The sequence below is a fragment of the Actinoplanes sp. NBC_00393 genome, assembly GCF_036053395.1.
Taxonomy (GTDB): domain Bacteria; phylum Actinomycetota; class Actinomycetes; order Mycobacteriales; family Micromonosporaceae; genus Actinoplanes.
Map to the genome: position 1 here is coordinate 10,246,008 of NZ_CP107942.1, position 19,108 is coordinate 10,265,115.

Below are 19,108 nucleotides of genomic sequence, written 5' to 3' on the forward strand. Positions count from 1 at the left end.
GGGGGTCAGCGGGCGGGGGTGCCCTGGGTGCCCAGCGGGATGGCGCCGGCCCGGCGCGCGCGCAGCAGGCCGGCCACGGTCTGGCCGGTGGTCACCGGGTCCAGCGGGGCCAGCAGGGTGGCGTCGACCTGGGCGTACGCCGCCAGCCAGCGGTCGGCGGCACGGGCGATGACCACGCAGGTGGGCGGTGGGGTCAGATACTCGTCCTTGGCCTGGCGGGCGAGACCGAGACCCCCGGCCGGGGTGGCCTCGCCGTCGAGGACCATCAGGTCGATCTCGTACTCGTCGAGCAGCCGGCGGCAGTCCTCCCAGGAGGCGGCGTCGGCGAACTCGACCTTGAGATCAGCAGCGGGACGCGGGCCGATGGCGAGCCGGATCCGGTCTCGCACGGCGGCGTCGTCGCTGTAGAGCAGAACGGTGTACTGGGTCGGCGTCGCCGCGTCGCTCATGTGTGCCGCCTCACGTCGTAGGTCCTGAGGATCGTACCGAATCCGTTATCCGGCGTCGGGGCCCGGGCGCGCGGCCTCCCCGGGGCTTGTGATCTTGGCCGCGGCGGCCGCCGCGGCCTCGGCCTCCTGCCGGTCCAGGGCCCGGTCGATCCGCTTGGCCTCCCGCTCGGACTGGCGCACCCACTGCACCACCAGGATGCCCAGCATCGTGACGCTGACGATCTCGCCGCCGGCCCACAGGATGCCGCCCGCGGTGACCTGGTCCGCCGCCGGATCCAGCCAGCTCAAGCCGAGGTTCGGGTACCAATCACCGCCGAGCAGCTGCTCCTGCTGCATGATCGTCAGGCCGAGGACCGTGTGGAACGGCACGGAGAGCACCATCAGCAGCGCGCGTCCCGGGTACGGCCAGCGGTTCGGCAGCGGGTCGAGGCCCAGCAGCGGCCAGAAGAAGAGGCATCCGGTGACGATGAAGTGGAAGTGGATGAACTCGTGCAGCCAGACGTGCTCGAGGGTCTGCCGGTACAGGTCCGTGAAGTAGAGGACGAACGGGTTCGCCACGAAGATGGCGAACGCGACCAGCGGAAACGTCAGCACCCGGACGTACCGGCTGTGCAGGACGGCGAGCAGGACCTTGCGCGGGGCCGGCTGCAGGACGCGCAGGGCCAGAGTGGTCGGTGCGCCGAGGGCCAGGAAGATCGGGCCGATCATCGAGAGCACCATGTGCTGGACCATGTGCACCGAGATGAGGGTGGTGTCGTACCGCTCGATGCCGGTGACCGTCACCGCCGCGATGGAGCCGAGTCCACCCGCGACGAACGCCACGGTCCGGCCCGGAGGCCAGTGGTCGCCACGCCGCTGCAGACGGTGCACGCCGTACAGATACAGCGCTGCCGAGACCAGCAACCCCAGCGCGATCAGGCTCACCACATGGAACTCGGTGAAGATCGCCGCCGGGGTGAACGGCGGAAGTCCAGTATCCCCGCCAGAGGCCGCCAGTGTGGGCAATTCGGTAGGTCGCACCACTCGAGGCTAGGCCTACCAGCTGGTCACAGAATATTCCGGGGCGGTCACAGTGCCGGATTGGGGACCCCGGGGGACCTTGGGCCTGGTTCGGATGAATAATGAGGCCGTGACAGCGGCAGCCATCGACAAGAGCCGGATCCACTCGCTGACCCGACCGAACATGGTCAGCGTCGGGACCATCGTGTGGCTCTCCAGCGAGCTCATGTTCTTCGCGGCATTGTTCGCCATGTACTTCTCCATCCGGGCGGCAGCGCCCGAGCAGTGGGAGAAGCACACCGAGGCACTGAACATTCCGTACGCCACCACCTTCACGGTGATCCTGGTTCTCTCGTCGGTGACCTGCCAGCTGGGTGTCTTCGCCGCGGAGAAGGGTGACGTGTTCGCGCTGCGGCGCTGGTTCGCGATCACCTTCGTGATGGGCCTGATCTTCGTGCTGGGCCAGGTGAACGAGTACCGCGAGCTGGTCCACCACGGCGTCAAGATCAACGGCGACGGGTACGGCTCCATGTTCTACCTGACGACCGGGTTCCACGGTCTGCACGTGACCGGCGGCCTGATCGCCTTCATCATCTACATGATCCGAACGACCATGGGCAGGTTCACGCCCGCCCAGGCGACATCGGCGATCGTCGTGTCCTACTACTGGCACTTCGTGGACGTGGTCTGGATCGCCCTGTTCGCCATGATCTATTGGCTTCAGTAAGCGCGCCAACGGCGAGGATCGCAACAAGAAACCAGAGGGACATAACCCATGACTTCTGACACCCCCGCCCGCAGGCGTGCCCGGGTGTTCTCCCGGCGACGCTCCGCGCCCAGCCGGACACGCCGCCGGCTCGGCGCCGCGGTCCGCATGCTCGCGGCGCTTGCTCTGGCCGGAGGCGTCTACACCGCCTTCACGCCGGGCGCCTTCGCCGACGAGGACGTGCAACTCTCCGCGGCCGCGCAGGAGGGCAAGGCGCTCTTCGACAACAGCTGCATCTCCTGCCACGGCACGGGTGGCCAGGGTGTCGAGGACCGCGGCCCCAGCCTGATCGGCGTCGGCGCCGCCTCCGTCGAGTTCCAGGTGAGCACCGGCCGCATGCCGATGACCCGCCAGGAGGCCCAGGCGGAGGAGAAGGCGCCGCAGTTCAACGACGACCAGACCCGGCAGCTCGCGCAGTATGTGCAGGAGATCGGTGGCGGTCCGGAGATTCCGGACGGTCCGCTCACCGTCGACCTCGAGGAAGACCCCGACGCGCTGGCCCGTGGTGGCGAGCTGTTCCGGGTCAACTGCACCTCCTGCCACGGCTTCGGTGGCGGTGGCGGCGCCCTGTCGTCCGGCAAGTTCGCCCCGGCGCTGCACGACCCGACCGCCCGGGAGATCTACGCGGCCATGCTGAGCGGCCCGCAGAACATGCCGGTCTTCGGCGACAACCAGCTGACGCCGGAGCAGAAGCGCCAGATCATCACCTACATCGAGACCCAGCTCCAGGAGGACAAGGACCCGGGCGGCCTGTTCAACCTGGGCCGGTACGGCCCGTCGACCGAGGGTGTGGCCATCTTCCTGGTGGGCATCACGATCCTCGTCTTCACGTCGCTCTGGATTGCGGGGAAGTCATGACGGCTGTGCACCACCACGCGGGCGAGGCCGGCGCCGAGCCGGTCGACGTGAACGACCCGCACCTGACACGATTCGACATCGTCAAGGAAGGCCTGCGGCGCGACGACATCGAGATCGTCACGTACGAGTCGCAGTTCCACGGGCAGAACTCCAAGGCGGAGAAGCGGGTCGTCCGCAACATCGCCCTGCTGTTCCTGATCTCCGGGGCCGCCACGCTGGCCTTCCTGGGCTTCTACATCTGGTGGCCGTGGGAGTTCGAGCTCGGCCACTCGCTGAGCGACTACTACACCCCGTTGCTCGGTGTGTCGCTCGGCATCGGCCTGCTCACGCTCGGCTTCGCGATCCTCGCCTGGGCCAAGAAGCTGCTGCCGCACGAGCTCTCGATCCAGCAGCGGCACGGTGACCCGTCCTCCGACGAGGAGCGGCTGATCACCGGTCAGACCATGATCTACGTGGCTGACGAGCTCGGCGTGCAGCGCCGGCCGCTGCTCAAGGGCGCGATCGCGCTGGGCATGGCGCCGCTCGGTCTGGCCGTCGCCGCGCCGCTGGTCGGTGGCCTCATCGAGGACCCGCACAAGGGCGAGTTCCCGATGATGTACAACACCGCCTGGAATCCCGGCACCAACGGCGGCGAGCTGGTCCGGCTGACCCGTGAGGACGGCAGCCCGATCCGGCCCGACGACGTGAGCACCGGTGGTCAGATGACGGTGTTCCCGGGCGTTCCGCACGGCGCCACCAACATCCACGCCGACTCCCCGACGCTGCTGATCCACCTGCGCTCCGACGACGCTGCGGTCACCCGGGCGAACGCCGACGCCGACCCGCGCAACAAGGGTTCGATGTGGGGCGACTACGTCGCGTACTCCAAGATCTGCACGCACGCCGGTTGCCCGGCCAGCCTCTACGAGCAGCAGACCAACCGTCTGCTCTGCCCGTGCCACCAGTCGCAGTTCCTCATCCTCGACAATGCGCAGCCGGTCTTCGGGCCCGCGACTCGGCGTCTGCCGATGCTGCCGCTTACAGTGGACGAGGAAGGTTTCTTTGTGGCAGCGTCCGACTTCCGCGACACCGTCGGACCTGACTTCTGGGAGCGGCCGTGAAGCGCCGAAAGCTGGACCTCGCTGAGGCCCCCAAGAATTTCGCCAAGGGGGCCGACGACCGGTTCCAGGCCGCCACCCCGCTGCGCGGCCTGCTGAACAAGGTCTTCCCGGACCACTGGTCGTTCCTGCTCGGCGAAATCGCCCTGTTCTCGTTCATCGTCCTGCTGCTCACCGGTGTGTTCCTCACCCTCTTCTTCGACCCGTCGATGAAGGAGGTGCAGTACGACGGTTCCTACCTCGCACTGCGCGGCACCTGGATGTCCGCGGCGTACGAGTCGTCTCTGCACCTGTCGTTCGAGGTCCGTGGCGGCCTCTTCATGCGGCAGATGCACCACTGGGCGGCGCTGCTGTTCATGGCGTCGATCATCGTGCACATGGCCCGCATCTTCTTCACCGGCGCGTTCCGCAAGCCGCGTGAGATCAACTGGGTCATCGGCATCGTGCTCTTCCTGCTCGGCTTCTTCGCCGGCTTCACCGGTTACTCGCTCCCCGACGACGGCCTCTCCGGCACCGGTCTCCGCATCGCCTCGGCGATCATGCTGACCCTGCCGGTCATCGGCACCTGGCTGTCCGCCTCGATCTTCGGCGGCGAGTTCCCCGGCGAGCTGATCATCGGCCGGTTCTACATCGCGCACGTGCTGCTGATCCCGGGCCTGCTGCTCGCCCTGATCGCCGCGCACCTGGGCATCGTCTTCAAGCAGAAGCACACCCAGTGGCCCGGCCCGCTGCGGACCAACGAGAACGTGGTCGGCGAGCGGATGTTCCCGCGCTACGCGATGAAGCAGGGCGGCTTCTTCATGGCCGTCTTCGGGGTCATCGCCCTGATGGCCGGCATGTTCCAGATCAACCCGATCTGGCTCTTCGGGCCGTACCGGGCGGCCGAGGTCTCCTCGGCGAGCCAGCCGGACTTCTATGTCATGTTCATGGACGGCCTGGTCCGGCTCATGCCGAACTGGCAGATCTACATCCCGATCGGCAACGGCTACAGCATCCCGCCGATGTTCTGGCCGGCCGTGGTGGGTCTCGGCGCGCTGTTCACGCTGCCGATGGCGTACCCATGGCTGGAAGCCCGCAAGCTGAAGGACAAGCGCACCCACCACCTGCTGGAACGCCCCCGAGACAACCCGGAGCGGGTCGGCATCGGCATGATGGCGTTCACGTTCTTCTTCATCGCCACCATCTCCGGCGGCAACGACGTCATCGCCGACAAGTTCCACATCAGCCTCAACGCGATGACCTGGGCCGGCCGGATCGGCCTGCTGATCCTGCCGCCGCTGGCCTACTACATCTCCGTCCGGATCTGCCTCGGTCTGCAGCAGCACGACCGCCAGGTGCTGGCGCACGGTGTGGAGACCGGCATCATCAAGCGGCTGCCGAACGGGCAGTTCGTCGAGGTCCACCAGCCGCTCGGCCCGGTCGACGACCACGGCCACCCGATCCCGCTCGAGTACGCCGGCTGGGTCGTACCGAAGAAGATGAACCGCCTCGGTGCCCTCGCGCCCGCGGTCAAGGGTTTCTTCTTCCCGGTCGAGAAGCCGGCCGAGATCCCGGTCTCGCCGGCGGTCACCGCCGAGAAGCGCGAGGAGATCAAGTCCGGGCGCTGAGCACGGTCACAGGAAAGCCCGCCGCAGCATTGCGGCGGGCTTTCTTTCTTTTCTTGTACGACAGAGCCGCGAGGCAGCAGCCGCTCAAGGCCGCAGCGCGACCGCCGGGCTGAAGCTTCAGTCGGCGTCCGGCAGACCGATCGCGAACGCGTCCTCCAGGTCGTGCTTGGAATAGGCCCGGAACGCGATGTGCGACTCGGTGTTGATGACCCCCGGCGTCTTGGAGATCCGCCCCGCGATGACCTCGGCGATGTCGTCGAACTTCGCCACCCGCACGATGGCGATCAGGTCGACGTTGCCGGCCACCGAATAGACCTCGCTGACCCCGTCCAGGGCCGCAAGCGCCTCGGCGACCTCAGGAATCGAATCAGTGGCGCAGTCGATGTGGACGATCGCGGTGTTCACCAGCGTGCTCCTCGGCTGTGAGGGCGGAACTTGGGGTCGCGGACCATGCTATCCGCGCCACCCACCCCATTCCACGGCCACCACCACAGCCGCCCCCAGCCCACCGCAAGCGCCGCCTCCCCGCCCACTCCCAGCCACCCGCGAGCGCCGTCTCGCAGCCACCCGCGAGCGCCGTCTCGCAGCCACCCGCGAGCGCCGCTTTCCGCCCGCTCACCGTCCTGCTCGGCGCCGCCCGGTACCTCCCTAGCCAATCCCGCGAGCGCCGCTTCCGCCCGCTCCCCAGCCAACCGCGAGCGCCGCCTTCCCGCCTCCTTCGCGCCCAATCGCGAGCGCCGCTTCCCCCCGCTCCCCAGCCAACCGCGAGCGCCGCTTCCCGCCTCCTTCGCGCCCAACCGCGAGCGCCGCTTCCCCCGCCCCTCCTCAGCTGACGGTGGGTGCTGTTTCGCGGCGCGTGAAGCAGCGTTGCTGGTCAGCTGGTTGGCCGGGCTGACGGTGGGTGCTGTTTCGCGGCGCGTGAAGCAGCGTTGCTGGTCAGCTGGTTGGCCGGGCTGACGGTGGGTGCTGTTTCGCGGCGCGTGAAGCAGCGTTGCTGGTCAGCTGGTTGGCCGGGCTGACGGTGGGTGCTGTTCGCGGCGCGTGAAGCAGCGTTGGTGGTCAGCTGGTTGGCCGGGCTGACGGTGGGTGCTGTTTCGCGGCGCGCGAAGCAGCGTTGGTGGTCAGCTGGTTGGCCGGGCTGACGGTGGGTGCTGTTTCGCGGCGCGCGAAGCAGCGTTGGTGGTCAGCTGGTTGGCCGGGCTGACGGTGGGTGCTGTTTCGTGGCGTGCGAAGCAGCGTTGCTGGTCAGCTGGTTGGCCGGGCTGACGGTGGGTGCTGTTTCGTGGCGTGCGAAGCAGCGCTGGTGGTCAGCTGGTTGGCCGGGCTGACGGTGGGTGCTGTTTCGTGGCGTGCGAAGCAGCGTTGGTGGTCAGCTGGTTGGCCGGGCTGACGGTGGGTGCTGCTTCGCGGCGCGAAACGGCGCTGGTGGTCAGCTGGTTGGCCGGGCTGACGGTGGGTGCTGCTTCGCGGCGCGAAACGGCGCTGGTGGTCAGCTGGGGGTGGTGGTGACGGTCAGGCCGTTGGTGGCGCGGATCGCGGCGGTCAGGGACTCGCCTGGAGCCACGACGGCGCCGGGCAAGATGACGCATCGGGTGACTGTGCCGGCGACCTTTGCGCCCGCGCCCACCACTGACTCGGTGACCGGGCCGGTTACGGCGGCGGACGGGTCGATCAGGTTTGTGCCGGCGGCGGCGTGCAGGTTGGCGGCCATGTAGTCGCCGGGGGTGCCGGTGTCCAGGTAGAAGCCCTGATAGCCGATCAGCTCGAGCTCGCCCGCCGCCTCCGCGGGACGCCACACGGTGCGGACCAGGTTGCTGTCCTCGTCGGTCAGATCCCGCAGGTAGCGCCACGGCATCAAGGAGAAACCCGCGAACCGGTGGCCGCTGAAACCGCCGTCCTCACCAGGGCGGCAGGGCATGGTGAGCATCCGTACCGTCTCGCCGGACCAGCCGTCCAGCAGCGCGGCGATGTCCTTGCCGGGCTCGCGCGCCGGATCCGTCAGGTAGGCGTCCGCGTTGCCGACCAGAGCGCCCCGCCCGCCGATCCAGTCTTTCATCCGGCCGACGCCGCCGGACGTCCCCAGCGGCCCGTCCGGCTCGACCGAGAGGTGGGCGCGGTCACCGACGTGCGCGACAACCTGTTCGGCAAGGTAGGCCGCGTTCACCGCCACCTGCTCCGGACCGCTGAGCCCGACTCCGGCCAGCCGGCGCAGCGCGTGGTCGAGCAGCGGGAGGTTGCCGACCGGGCAGAGAGCCTTCGGCACCGACTCGGTGAGCGGTCGCAGCCGCTGCCCTTCCCCTGCGGCCAGCACCACACCGCAGACCGGGATCACCGCGGGCCCTCGGCGGTGGTGCCCGGGGCCGTGCCGCCGGCCGTGACCGACGGGGGAAGTTCCCCGGCGCGTGGGCCCAGACCGTAGATGCCGAGCAGCCGCTCGGTCGGGAAGGTCAGCGCGGGCAGGTCGTCGATTGGGAACCAGGCGGCCTCCAGAACCTCACCGCCGTCGACGACCAAGGGAGTGCTGGACGCGGGCACCGAGCCGAACCAGATCGTGTCGACTACGCCGCCGTTCGGATGGATGATCGCGTTCGGGTTGCCGGGGGTCAGATCGCCGGGCTCCACGCGTACCCCCGCTTCTTCGAAAAGCTCGCGTGCCGCACCGACCGCGGGCAGCTCGCGGCGCTTGAGCAGGCCGGCCGGAAGGCCCCAGCCGCGTCCCGGCGGCTGGCGCAGCAGCAGGATGCGGCCCGGCGCCGCGGCTTCGGCATCGCGGATGATCGTGACCGCGCCGACCAGGTACTTCGGGGAGATCATCCGGGCCAGCTGGCGGCGCACCGGCAGCGGCAGCCCGTAGAAGGCCTGATAGGCGAGGCCGCGAAACTGCCGAGGAATGTTCACGCCGGTAAGGCTAACGTGGCCGGGCGGCTTGACGCCGCACAGCCCACCCGGGCGGCGGGCGACCAGGGCGAGGGTCTCAAGGGTTAGTCGGGGTGGTCGACGAGGGCGATGAGCTGCTCGACCACGGCATCCGGCTCGAGGTTGCGCTCGCAGACGGCCACGAGCAGGGTTTCCAGGTCGGGGTAGCCGAGTTCCTCGGCGAGGCGGCGCAACGGGACCTCGCTGGCCAGGCCGCGGTCGTGCTTGCGGAGACAGAGACCGATGGTGGCGCGCCCGAGCCGGACCTTGTCGGCGATGCTGATGCCCGGCTCGTTCTTCTCATCGAAATACCGGTTGATCTGCATCTGCGCCTGGCTCGACTTGACGAACCCGAGCCATTCCTTGCGGGGCCCGCGGGGAGCATTGGGCTCGACCTCGACGTGGCCGTCGGTCTCGGAGAAGATCTCCACGACGTCGCCGTCGCGCAACGGCGAGCTGAGCGGGGCGAGACGTCCGTTGATCGTGGCGGCGAGGCACTGGTCACCCTGTTGAGGGCCCAATTCGTACGCCAAATCGACCGGGGTGCAGCCGCTGGGTAACTCGTACGCATTTCCGTGGGCGAAAACGGTGATCTGGCCCTCGGCGAGGTCACATCGCAGCGAGTCGAGGAACTGGCCCGCGTCCGTGGCGTCCTGCTGCCAGTCGAGAACCCGTTTCAGCCAGGTGAGCTGGTCGGCGCCCGGTGGCTCGTCGGCCACCTTGGGATATCGATAGCTCGTGGCAACGCCGTACTCCGAGTAGCGGTGCATCGTCTCGGTGCGGATCAGCACTTCGACCAGCCGCCCCTCCGGCCCCAGCACCGTGGTGTGCAGAGAGCGGTAGAGGTTGTTCTTCGGCGAGGCGATGAAGTCCTTGAACCGGCCGGCCACCGGGCGCCACCGGCCGTGGATCGCGCCGAGCGCCGCGTAACAGTCGGTGTCCGGGCCGTCCACCACGACGGCGATGCGCGGCAGGTCGAGCGGCACGTTGTGGCCGCCGGCGACGGTGTCTTTCCAGATCGAGTAGTAGTGCCGGGGGCGCGGGGTCACCGCGGCGTCCACCCGGGAACGGCGCAACGCCGTCCGCGCCTTGGCGGAGACGTCGGCCAGATACTCATTCCACCCGGGGCGGTTCTTGACGTGCTCCTCGATCCGCGCATAGGCATCGGGCTCGAGGTGGAAGAGCACCACGTCGTCGAGGTCACGCTTCAGGGCCTGGATGCCGAGCCGGTCGCAGAGCGGGACGAGCACGTCGAGCGTGGCGGTGGCGATCCGGGCCCGACTCGCCGGCGAACGCGCGTCGAGCGTGCGCATGTTGTGCAGCCGGTCGGCCAGCTTGATCACGAGAACCCGGACGTCCTTGCCGGCGGCGACGATCATCTTGCGGATCGTCTCGCCCTCGGCGGCCTTCCCGTAATACGCCTTGTCGAACTTGGTCACCCCGTCGACGAGGTGGGTCACCTCGGGCCCGAAGTCGCCGTGCAGCGCCTCCAGCGTGTAGCTGGTGTCCTCGACCGTGTCGTGCAGCAGAGCGGCCACGATGGTCGTGGTGTCCATGCCGAGCTCGGCGCAGATCTGGGCGACGGCCAGGGGATGCGTGATGTACGGATCGCCGGACTTGCGGAACTGCCCGCGGTGCATGCTCTCGGCGATCGCATAGCTGCGGCGGACCACGGCCACGTCGGCGGAGGGATGGATGCTGCGGTGCGTCCGCGTCAGCGTGGCGACCGGGTCGTCGTCATTGTTCTGAAAGTTGAGCAACGACCGCAACCGGCGGGTGAAGGTCATGTCTCGGGATGGGGTCGGCAGCGCACGACCGAGAGCGGCGCCGTGGCCGGCGTCGACGTCCACCCGGACACCCCCTCACCGATCGTCCACACCTCATCCGAGGAGTGGAGTCGCCCCCGCGTTCTCCTCGCAAGCGAAGCACCTGAGGGGCCTATTCGCCAAAGGCATCAAGCCACCAAATGAGGTGAATCACCGCGAGCGCCGCGCGTGCCTTACAGCCTAAGCGAGCGAGCGTCATACGAACGGTCAGTTACCGATAGGCGAACGGTCGAGTCTTGGTCCAGTGCGGCGGACTCCGCCCTGCTGAGGAGGCCGGAGAAGCGCGCCGCGCCACGAACCGGTGACACCCAGTCGCCGACAGTTTCCACCAAGCGGGTGTCCGGCCGCTCGAGCCACGCCAGGATCCGCTCGGTCTCCTCGGCTGTCGCGGCGGGCACCGGCCCCGCTCCGGGAAGGACCGTCTCGGCGGTCAGCCGGGCGGCGTCCAGGGTTGGGCGGGGATGCTCACGCGGTGGGGAGGTCGCCGCGGCGGCCAGCCGGCCGTGCCGGACCACGATGATCTCCCAGCCGCCCTTGTCGTCGCGGCGGGCGGCGACGATCTCGCTCAGGCGGGTCAGCGCGTCCAGCCGCTGCATCCGGATCAGCGCGCGGAGCAGGGCGATCAGGCGGGAGCGGACGACCGCCGCCTCCTCGTAACGCTGCCTGTCGGAGAGCGTCTCGATGCGGGCCAGGATCGCGGCGATGACCGGACCCGGGTCGCTCGTGGTGGCCGTCCGGAAGGGCAGGGCGGCGCGTACGTCGTACTCCTCGGGGGTGATCTCGTGCTCGCAGGGCGCCGGGCACCGGCCCAGCTCGGCCAGCGCGCAGGCCGGCGTCTTCGAGCGCAGCGAGAGCTTGTGGTTGCACTGCCGCAGCGGAACGGCGTCGTAGACGCCGGCGGCAGCCAACTCGGCCGTCCGCCGGGAGGAGAACGGACCGAGATACGTCGCGCCGTCGTCGGCGAACCGGCGCACCACGGACAACCGCGGATACGCCTCCGCGGTCAGTTTCAGCCAGACCACCCGCTCGGGATATTTCGACCGCCGGTTGTAAGGCGGGGCATGCGCCGCGATCAGCCGCAACTCGCGGACCTCGGCCTCCAGCGAATGGGCACACTCCACCGCCTCCACCCGGACCGCGGCGGTGAGCATCTCGGAGATCCGCGCGCGTTTCTCGCCGGCGGTGAAATAGCTGCGGACGCGGGTGGCGATGTCCTTCGACGTGCCGACGTAGAGCGGCCGGTCGTCGGCGGCGCGGAACAGGTAGACCCCGGGCACGTGTGGCAGGCCGTCGGCCAGGTGGCGCTGGCGGCGCTGTGCCGGGGTGACCGCCTTGGCGAACTCGATCGCGTCACCCAGCGTGTGCACCCGGAAGCTGCCCAGCCGCTCGATCAGGCCGTGCAGCACGTCGACGGTGGCCTTGGCGTCGTCGAGCGCCCGGTGGGTCGGCGTGACCGTGGACCGGAAGAAGTGCGCCAGCGTGCCCAGCTTGCGATTGGGCACCTCGTCGCGGGTCAGCGCCCGGCGGGCCAGCGCCGCGGTGTCCAGCACCCGGATCTGCGGCCAGGGATAGCCGTGCCGGGCGCAGGCGGCCTTGAGGAACCCGACGTCGTAGGGCGCGTTGTGGGCGACCAGCACGGCGCCGCGCAGGAACTCCAGCAGCGCAGGCAGCACCGTCTCGATCGGTGGGGCGGGCCGCAGCATCGCCTCGGTGATGCCGGTCAGCACGGTGATGAACGGTGGCAGCGGCGCACCGGGGTTGACCAGGGTGGCGAACTCGCCGAGCCGCTCGCCCCCGCGCACCTTGACCGCGCCGATCTCGGTGATGCCGGCGCCGTCCGGCGCGCCGCCGGTGGTCTCCAGGTCGAGCACCACGAACGTGCTGTCCGCGAGGGACAGCGCCGCGGGATCCACCGACCCGTCAGCGGTCAGCAGCGTGTCCAGAGTGCCCTGCACGTAGGCCGGATGCGTCACGAGCGGGAACATTAGAGAGGGGGTACGACAGAAACTCGCGCCGGGCCGAGAAAAGATCACTTGCCTCAGCAAGCTATTCGGTCGTGCCCGGTGTGAGAATGGGTAGGTGTCCGCGCCGCTGAGCCCCGATGACCGCCCCGTTGAGGAGGCGGCGCTCGCGGATGCCGACTTCACGCCCGAGCCGGTCCTTCCCGAAACCGTCCGCCAGCGGATCATGACGCTGGCTGCCGCCGCGCTGCCCGGTCTGCCGGCCGACGAGATCCCGGTCCCGTTGCGCCGGGTCGCCCGGTTCGCACCGAATCGTCGGGCCCGGCTCGGTGGCCGGGACATCGCCGCCCAGTTGGTCGCCGACCCGCTGTTCCGGCAGCGCATCGGGTCCCGGATCGTCACCGAAGCGGGTGATCTCGGCACAGCGGTGACCAGCGGTGTCGCCCCGGCGGCCGCCGACCCGGTCGAGGTCGCGGCGCTGGCCTACCTGGCGCGGCCGGACGGCTGGCGGGAGCTCATCGACGCGGCCGGCGACGCGGTCCGGGCCGAGGCCGACACCGCCGCGGTGGCCGGGCAGATCCGGGCCGCCGAGCAGCGTGCCGCCCGCGCCGAACACGACCGGGCGGTGGCCCGGGTCGAGGCCGACAAGCTCCGCGACGAGCTCGCCCGGGTCCGCGAGGAGCTCGGCCAGTTGCGCGAGGAGGCCCGGACGACCGCGAAGGCGCTCCGCGAGGCGCAGGCCGCGCAGAAGCGGGCCAGCGACCTGCTGGCCACGGAGAAAGGGAGGGCGGCGCGTGCCGCCCTCGACCATGAGGCGGAGGTACGGCGACTGCGCGGCCGCCTGTCCGACGCGGAAGCGGCCGCGGCCACCGGCAAACAGTCGGCCAAGGACGCCCGGGCGGTCGACGACGCCCGTCTCTGGCTGCTGCTCGAAACCATCGGCCAGGCCGCCACCGGTCTGCGGCGGGAGCTGGCTCTCGGGCCGGCCGACAAGCTGCCTGCCGACTTCGTGGCCGACGCGTCCGCCGAGCGGCCCGGCGCGCCGGAGCGCTCCCAGGCCCGGGCGCAGGACACCGACGACCCCGGCCGCCTCGACCAGCTGCTCGCTCTGCCCCGGGCCCACCTGGTCGTCGACGGGTACAACGTGACCAAGCGCGGCTTCGCCGACATGTCCCTGGAGCAGCAGCGCAAGCGGCTGATCACCGGGCTCGGCGGGATCGCGGCGCAGACCGGTGACGAGGTCACGGTGGTCTTCGACGGCGCCGAGCGGGTGCACGGCCTGCCGCCGGCGCCGCGCGGGGTGCGGGTGCTCTTCTCCCGCAAGGGCACCACTGCCGACGAGCTGATCCGGCAGCTGGTCCGGGCGGAGCCGCCCGGTCGCCCGATCGTGGTGGTCTCGTCCGACCGTGAGGTGGCCGACGGGGTTCGCCGGCACGGGGCGTATCCGATGGGAGCCGATTCGTTGCTGCGCCGCCTCAGCCGCTCCTAGGTTCGACGGCCACGAAACTGTCGTACCCCTCGCATAGCGTGACTGTTACCGATGGTGACCGTCTCCGGAGGAGGGGTAATGATCATCGACTGCGGACGGTGTGTGGATCGCACCGACGAGTGCACCGGTTGCCTGATCAGTGTGCTGAACGAAACGCCCGACGGGATCGCCGACCTGACTCCCGCCGAGCTGCGGGCGATCGAGACGTTCGAGCTCGCCGGGTTCGAGGTGGAGCTGCTGGAGACACCCGAGCCACCGGTCGTGGTGCCGATGTTCCCGGCCCGCCGTGACGTGGCGTGATCATCGTCGTCTCTACTATGTCGGTGGGTGAGGGGAGTGGTCGATGACGCGGGGTTGGGCGATCGGTGCTTTCGTCGTGCTGCTCGCCGTCCTGGCGGTCTTCGCCGCACTGGCCGTGCCGTGGCAGCGGGCGCCCGCGCCCCGCGCCGACCAGCTCGCCGCCCTCGACCAGCTGCCCGCTGACCAGGTGGCCAAGGGCCGGGCGTTCCACGGCGAGCTGCGCCCGGGCAACTACCTGGGCCTCGCGCTCGGCCTGCTCGTGGCGCTCGCGCTAGGTCTCACCCCGGCCGGCGCCCGGCTGGTCGAGCTGGCCGGCCGGCCGTTCGGCGACCACTGGCTGGCCCGGGCGGTGCTCGGTGGGCTGGTCGTCGTCCTGGTGGCCGAGCTGGTCACCCTGCCGCTCGCGATCTGGCGGCACACCATCGTGGTCCGGTACGGGATCTCCACCCAGACGTGGTCCGGCTGGAGCGCCGACCTGCTGAAGTCGTATGCGGTGGGCGCGGTGATCGGCGGTCTCACCCTGGCCGGCTTCTTCACCGTCACCCATTTCGCTCCGCGCTGGTGGTGGGCGATCGGGGCGGCGGGGGCGGCCGGGCTGGTGGTGCTGCTCTCGTTCGTGCTGCCCGTGCTGGTCGAGCCGATCTTCAACAGGTTCACCCCGATGCCCGACGGCCCGTTGCGGGCCGAGTTGCTGGCGCTCGCCGAGCGGGACGGCGTTCCGGTGCGTGATGTGCTGGTTGCTGACGCGTCCCGGCGTACCCGGGCGGTGAATGCGTATGTGTCGGGCCTCGGCCCGACCCGGCGGATCGTCGTCTACGACACCATGCTGACCGAGGCGACCCCGGCCGAGGTGGTGTCGGTGACCGCCCACGAGCTGGGCCACGCCAAGGAGAACGACGTGCTGACCGGCACGATCATGGGCGCCCTCGGCGCGGCCCTGGCGGTGATCACCCTCTACCTGCTCGGCTCGTGGGGCTGGCTGCTCCGGCTGGCCGGGGTGGATTCGATCAGCGAACCACGGGCGATCGGCCTGCTGCTGGCCGTGACCACGGTCGCCGGGCTGGTGGCCGGCCCGGCCCAGGCGTTCGTGTCGCGGCGCGTCGAGGCCCGGGCCGATCAGCACGCCCTCATGCTGACCGGGGACCCGGAGACCTTCGAGGCGATGCAGCGCCGCCTCGGCAGCATCAACCTCGCCGACCCCGACCCGCCGCACTGGGAGCACGCCATGTTCGCCTCACATCCGTCCACCGTGCAGCGGATGGCCGCGGCCCGTGCCTACGCCCGGGGAACCCGCTGATGGCGCGGACCCTGCTCGTCACAAACGACTTTCCGCCCCGGCCCGGTGGCATCCAGCAGTTCGTCCACAACCTCGCCGTGCGCCAGCCCGCCGGGTCGATCGTGGTCTACGCCTCCACATGGCGGGGCGCCGCAGAGTTCGACGCCGCGCAGCCGTTCGAGGTCGTCCGCGAGGACACCGGGGTGCTGCTGCCCACCCCGGCCGTCGCCCGCCGCGCCGCCGAGATCGCCCGCGCGCACCAGTGCGACACGGTGCTGTTCGGGGCGGCCGCGCCGCTCGGCCTGCTCGCTCACGGTCTGCGCCGCGACGCGGGGGTGGAGCGCGCCGTCGGGATCACCCACGGGCACGAGATCGGCTGGGCCGCGCTGCCCGGCGCCCGCTCACTGCTGCGCCGCATCGCCCGCGGCAACGACGTGATCACCTACCTGGGGGAGTATCAGCGCACCCGGCTCGATCGGGCCTTGCACGGGCTGACCGACCTGCGCCGGCTGGCGCCCGGGGTCGACGTGGACACGTTCCATCCCGGTGTGGACGGCAGCGCGGTCCGCAAACGGCACGGCCTGGACGGCCGGCCGGTCGTCGTCTGCATCTCCCGGCTGGTGCCCCGCAAAGGTCAGGACATGCTGATCCGGGCGATGCCGGTGATCCGCCGTCGGGTGCCCGGCGCGGCGTTGCTGCTGGTCAGCGGCGGGCCGTACCGGAAGACGCTGGAAAGACTGGCCCGCGAACACGACGTCGAGTCCGACGTGGTGTTCACCGGCTCGGTGCCGTGGGCCGAGCTGCCCGAGCACTACGCGGCCGGCGACGTCTACGCCATGCCCTGCCGCACGCGTGCGGCCGGGCTCGATGTGGAAGGCCTCGGCATCGTCTACCTGGAGGCCTCGGCCACCGGCCTCCCGGTGATCGGCGGGGACTCCGGCGGCGCCCCGGATGCGGTCCGGGAGGGCGAGACCGGCCACGTGGTCGGCGGCAAGGATGTTGCTGCCATCGCGGGGCGGGTCGCTGACCTGCTGGCTGACCCGGCCCGCGCGCGGGAGATGGGCAAGGCCGGCCGCGCTTGGGTGGAGAGCGAGTGGCGCTGGGAGACCCAGGCGGCTCGCCTCACCGCCCTCCTCGACGGACCCTGATCGCGGCTGGGCCTGGCCTGGCTCGGCTCGGCTTGCTGCGTTCTGCCGGGACGTGAATGAGTACGCCGATGGGCGGAAAGCTGGTGGACATGGTCCGGGCTGGCGGCGTAGGAACGGAGCAGGGCTTCCGGCACGCCCGTGTGGCGTGCCGTCCGTGCGTCGCGCGCCCTGCCGCGCCCCGTGGAGCTCCGCTGACGGACCCCTCGGGGAGGAGGCCGCCAATGCCGGACCCTACGCCTGATTCCACTCCTGACCCGAGCCGGTCCGCGGCCGAGCACGAGGTCGTCGCCGGGCAGCAGGCCGAGTATGAGGCCGACGCCGGGCAGCAGGCCGATCACGAGGCCGACGCCCGGCAGCAGGCCGATCACGAGGCCGACGCCCGGCAGCGGGCCGAGCACGAGGCCGGGCACCAGCCTGGGCAGCAGGCTGGGCGCCAGGTCGACGTCGGGAACCGGATCGAGGGCGGGCGCGAATCCGGAAGCGGTCGCCGGGCCGGGGACGAGCAGCGGGTCGAGGCGCCGGCGGCAGATGCGGAGAGTCTGCTCGAGGCGGAGGATGACGGCGAGCTGGAATTGCCCTACTGGCTGACCAGCACCGAGGAAGCGGCCAACACCACCTTCCTGCAGATGGTTCGCCGGCTGCCGAGGCTGCTGCGGGAAGCATGGCTGCTCGCCTGGCGGGCCAGCCGGCGTACGACTGCGGCGGTGCTCGTCCTGCAACTGGCGGCCGGCGTCGCGGCGGCGGTCGGGCTGATCAGTGTGGTGGGTGTGTTCGACGGGCTGTTGCAGGCCGGTCCGACGCCGGAGCGAGTGCGCGCCGCCGTACCGTCGCTGGTGCTTCTTGTTGTTGCTCTGGCGGTGCGTGGCCTGCTCACGTCGGCTGCGACGGCGGCCCACGGCCGCCTCTCCCCGATGGTGTACGAGGCCGCGGAGATGCGCCTGCTCGATCTGACCACGCGCGTGGATCTGGCGACGTTCGACGACCCGAAGTGGCGTGATGCCATGGAGCGCGCCCGGGACCGGGGGATTCCCGCCGCGCAGCAGGTGGTCGACTTCGGCATCGAGGTGCTCACGAACCTGGTCGGTCTGGCCGCGGTGGCCGGTGTGCTGGCCGTGCTGCACCCGGTGCTGCTGCCGTTGCTGGTGCTGGCGGCGCTGCCCACCGGATGGGCGGCGGTGCGCGCGGCCCGGCTCGGCTACCGCAGCCAGCTGAAGCTCATCGCGGTCTGGCGGCGCCAGCGCATGCTCGCCTACCTCTTGGCGGCGCGCGAGCCGGCTGGGGAGTTGCGGGCATTCACGGTACGGCGGTTCCTGCTCGCCGAGGTCGCCCGGCTGTTGCGGATCTCCACGGTGGAGGAGATCCGGGTGGTGACCCGGTCGGTGCGCGGCAACCTGTACGGGCAGGCGCTCAGCGGTCTGGTCACCGGCATCACGTACGCGGTGCTGCTCTGGCTGCTCTGGACCGGCCGGATGGAACTGGCGGCCGGTGGCGCGGCGGCGTACGCGATCAACATCGGCATCGGCAAACTTCGTGAGCTGGCCTTCTCGGTGAACCGGGTCTACGAGCAGGGCCTCTATTTCTCGGACTTTCAGGGGTTCTGCGAGCTGTCGGGGCAGCGTGCCGAAGCCCCGGCGGACCGGAGTGCCCCGGCGCGGTTCACCGAGATCAAGCTGGACGACGTGACGTTCAGTTACCCGGATGCCGAGCGCCCGGCGGTCGACGGGGTCAGCCTGACGGTGCGCCGCGGCCAGATCGTCGCGCTGGTCGGTGAGAACGGCTCCGGCAAGTCCACGCTGGCCGCGGTGCTGGCCGGGCTCTACCGGCCGCAGCAGGGAACGGTCACCTGGGACGGCGTCGACGTGACCCGGCTGCATCCGGAGTCGCTGCGGGACCGGGTCGCGGTGGTGATGCAGGAGCCGACGCGGTGGCCGCTCTCCGCCCGTCTCAACATCGTGATCGGCCGGCATGACCGGCGGGTCTCGCTGGAGGAGGTGCAGCAGTCGGCACGCTCGGGTGACGCGCACGAGTTCGTGATGGAGCTGCCCCGCCGGTACGAGACCTTGCTCTCCCGGCATTTCACCGACGGCGCCGATCTGTCCGGTGGGCAGTGGCAGCGTCTCGCGGTGAGCCGCGCGTTCCATCGGGACGCACCGCTGCTGATCTGCGACGAACCGACCGCGAACCTCGACGCCCGTGCCGAGCATGACGTCTACCAGCGGTTACGTGATCTCGCCGCCGGCCGGACCGTCGTTCTGATCACCCACCGGATGGCGAGCGTCCGGGAAGCGGACCGGATCTACGTGCTGGATCACGGCTCGGTGGTGGAGGAGGGTGATCACGAGGAGCTGATGGCGGCGGACGGGCTCTATGCGCAGCTCTTCACATTGCAGGCCAGCGCCTACCAGTCCGCGTGAGG

Annotated in this window: 16 protein-coding genes; 9 read left to right on the forward strand and 7 right to left on the reverse strand. The window is 70.3% G+C overall.

What is annotated here, in order from left to right; genetic code table 11:
* Positions 1 to 5: 5 nt before the first annotated feature.
* Both OHA21_RS47585 and OHA21_RS47590 read right to left on the reverse strand, forming a co-directional pair.
* The gene (locus tag OHA21_RS47585) at positions 6 to 449 is read right to left on the reverse strand and encodes a hypothetical protein (RefSeq protein ID WP_328466935.1); all 444 of its coding nucleotides are present in this window, start codon (positions 447 to 449) and stop codon (positions 6 to 8) included.
* Positions 450 to 494: 45 nt separating this feature from the next.
* A complete protein-coding gene (locus OHA21_RS47590; RefSeq protein ID WP_442875029.1) occupies positions 495 to 1,469 on the reverse strand; it encodes a cytochrome c oxidase assembly protein in 975 nt (324 codons plus the stop codon).
* Between the two features lie 109 nt (positions 1,470 to 1,578).
* On the opposite strand from OHA21_RS47590, the gene ctaE reads away from it, so the two are divergent.
* The 4 genes from ctaE to qcrB are packed head-to-tail and all read left to right on the forward strand — an operon-like array spanning position 1,579 to position 5,776.
* The gene (ctaE, locus tag OHA21_RS47595; RefSeq protein ID WP_328466939.1) at positions 1,579 to 2,175 is read left to right on the forward strand and encodes an aa3-type cytochrome oxidase subunit III; all 597 of its coding nucleotides are present in this window, start codon (positions 1,579 to 1,581) and stop codon (positions 2,173 to 2,175) included.
* 48 nt (positions 2,176 to 2,223) lie between these two features.
* The gene (qcrC, locus tag OHA21_RS47600) at positions 2,224 to 3,072 is read left to right on the forward strand and encodes a cytochrome bc1 complex diheme cytochrome c subunit (RefSeq protein WP_328466942.1); all 849 of its coding nucleotides are present in this window, start codon (positions 2,224 to 2,226) and stop codon (positions 3,070 to 3,072) included.
* Complete coding sequence (gene qcrA / locus OHA21_RS47605) at positions 3,069 to 4,172, forward strand: cytochrome bc1 complex Rieske iron-sulfur subunit (protein ID WP_328466944.1); 1,104 nt, start codon at positions 3,069 to 3,071, stop codon at positions 4,170 to 4,172. Before qcrC ends, qcrA begins: the two co-directional genes overlap by 4 nt.
* Positions 4,169 to 5,776, forward strand: coding sequence for a cytochrome bc1 complex cytochrome b subunit (qcrB, locus tag OHA21_RS47610; protein WP_328466946.1), 1,608 nt, complete (start codon positions 4,169 to 4,171; stop codon positions 5,774 to 5,776). Before qcrA ends, qcrB begins: the two co-directional genes overlap by 4 nt.
* 117 nt (positions 5,777 to 5,893) lie before the next feature.
* On the opposite strand, the gene OHA21_RS47615 is transcribed toward qcrB, so the two are convergent.
* The 5 genes from OHA21_RS47615 to OHA21_RS47635 all read right to left on the reverse strand — a co-directional run bounded on the left by OHA21_RS47615 (position 5,894) and on the right by OHA21_RS47635 (position 12,491).
* Positions 5,894 to 6,181: an Lrp/AsnC family transcriptional regulator gene (locus OHA21_RS47615; protein ID WP_328466948.1), complete on the reverse strand. Its 288-nt coding sequence runs from the start codon at positions 6,179 to 6,181 to the stop codon at positions 5,894 to 5,896.
* Between the two features lie 1,084 nt (positions 6,182 to 7,265).
* On the reverse strand, positions 7,266 to 8,108 hold the full coding sequence (locus tag OHA21_RS47620; protein WP_328466950.1) for a sugar phosphate nucleotidyltransferase: 843 nt from the start codon (positions 8,106 to 8,108) through the stop codon (positions 7,266 to 7,268).
* A complete protein-coding gene (locus OHA21_RS47625; RefSeq protein WP_328466952.1) occupies positions 8,105 to 8,674 on the reverse strand; it encodes an NUDIX domain-containing protein in 570 nt (189 codons plus the stop codon). The genes OHA21_RS47620 and OHA21_RS47625 overlap by 4 nt, the downstream gene beginning before the upstream one ends.
* 83 nt (positions 8,675 to 8,757) lie before the next feature.
* Positions 8,758 to 10,542 (reverse strand): RelA/SpoT family protein, encoded by a 1,785-nt coding sequence (locus OHA21_RS47630; RefSeq protein WP_328466954.1) that lies wholly within the window; start codon positions 10,540 to 10,542, stop codon positions 8,758 to 8,760.
* Positions 10,543 to 10,691: 149 nt separating this feature from the next.
* Positions 10,692 to 12,491: a DEDD exonuclease domain-containing protein gene (locus OHA21_RS47635; protein ID WP_328466956.1), complete on the reverse strand. Its 1,800-nt coding sequence runs from the start codon at positions 12,489 to 12,491 to the stop codon at positions 10,692 to 10,694.
* 214 nt (positions 12,492 to 12,705) lie between these two features.
* On the opposite strand from OHA21_RS47635, the gene OHA21_RS47640 reads away from it, so the two are divergent.
* From OHA21_RS47640 to OHA21_RS47660, 5 genes are all read left to right on the forward strand, one after another.
* Positions 12,706 to 13,968 carry an NYN domain-containing protein gene (locus tag OHA21_RS47640; protein ID WP_328478972.1) on the forward strand — a complete coding sequence of 421 codons (1,263 nt, stop codon included), beginning with the start codon at positions 12,706 to 12,708 and terminating at the stop codon, positions 13,966 to 13,968.
* Between the two features lie 78 nt (positions 13,969 to 14,046).
* Positions 14,047 to 14,268 carry a hypothetical protein gene (locus tag OHA21_RS47645; RefSeq protein ID WP_328466958.1) on the forward strand — a complete coding sequence of 74 codons (222 nt, stop codon included), beginning with the start codon at positions 14,047 to 14,049 and terminating at the stop codon, positions 14,266 to 14,268.
* Positions 14,269 to 14,311: 43 nt separating this feature from the next.
* Positions 14,312 to 15,565 (forward strand): M48 family metallopeptidase, encoded by a 1,254-nt coding sequence (locus OHA21_RS47650; RefSeq protein ID WP_328466960.1) that lies wholly within the window; start codon positions 14,312 to 14,314, stop codon positions 15,563 to 15,565.
* On the forward strand, positions 15,565 to 16,692 hold the full coding sequence (locus OHA21_RS47655) for a glycosyltransferase family 4 protein (protein ID WP_328466962.1): 1,128 nt from the start codon (positions 15,565 to 15,567) through the stop codon (positions 16,690 to 16,692). The genes OHA21_RS47650 and OHA21_RS47655 overlap by 1 nt, the downstream gene beginning before the upstream one ends.
* A gap of 221 nt (positions 16,693 to 16,913) precedes the next feature.
* Positions 16,914 to 19,106, forward strand: a complete 2,193-nt coding sequence (locus OHA21_RS47660; RefSeq protein ID WP_328466964.1) for an ABC transporter ATP-binding protein — start codon at positions 16,914 to 16,916, stop codon at positions 19,104 to 19,106.
* Positions 19,107 to 19,108 lie beyond the last annotated feature (2 nt).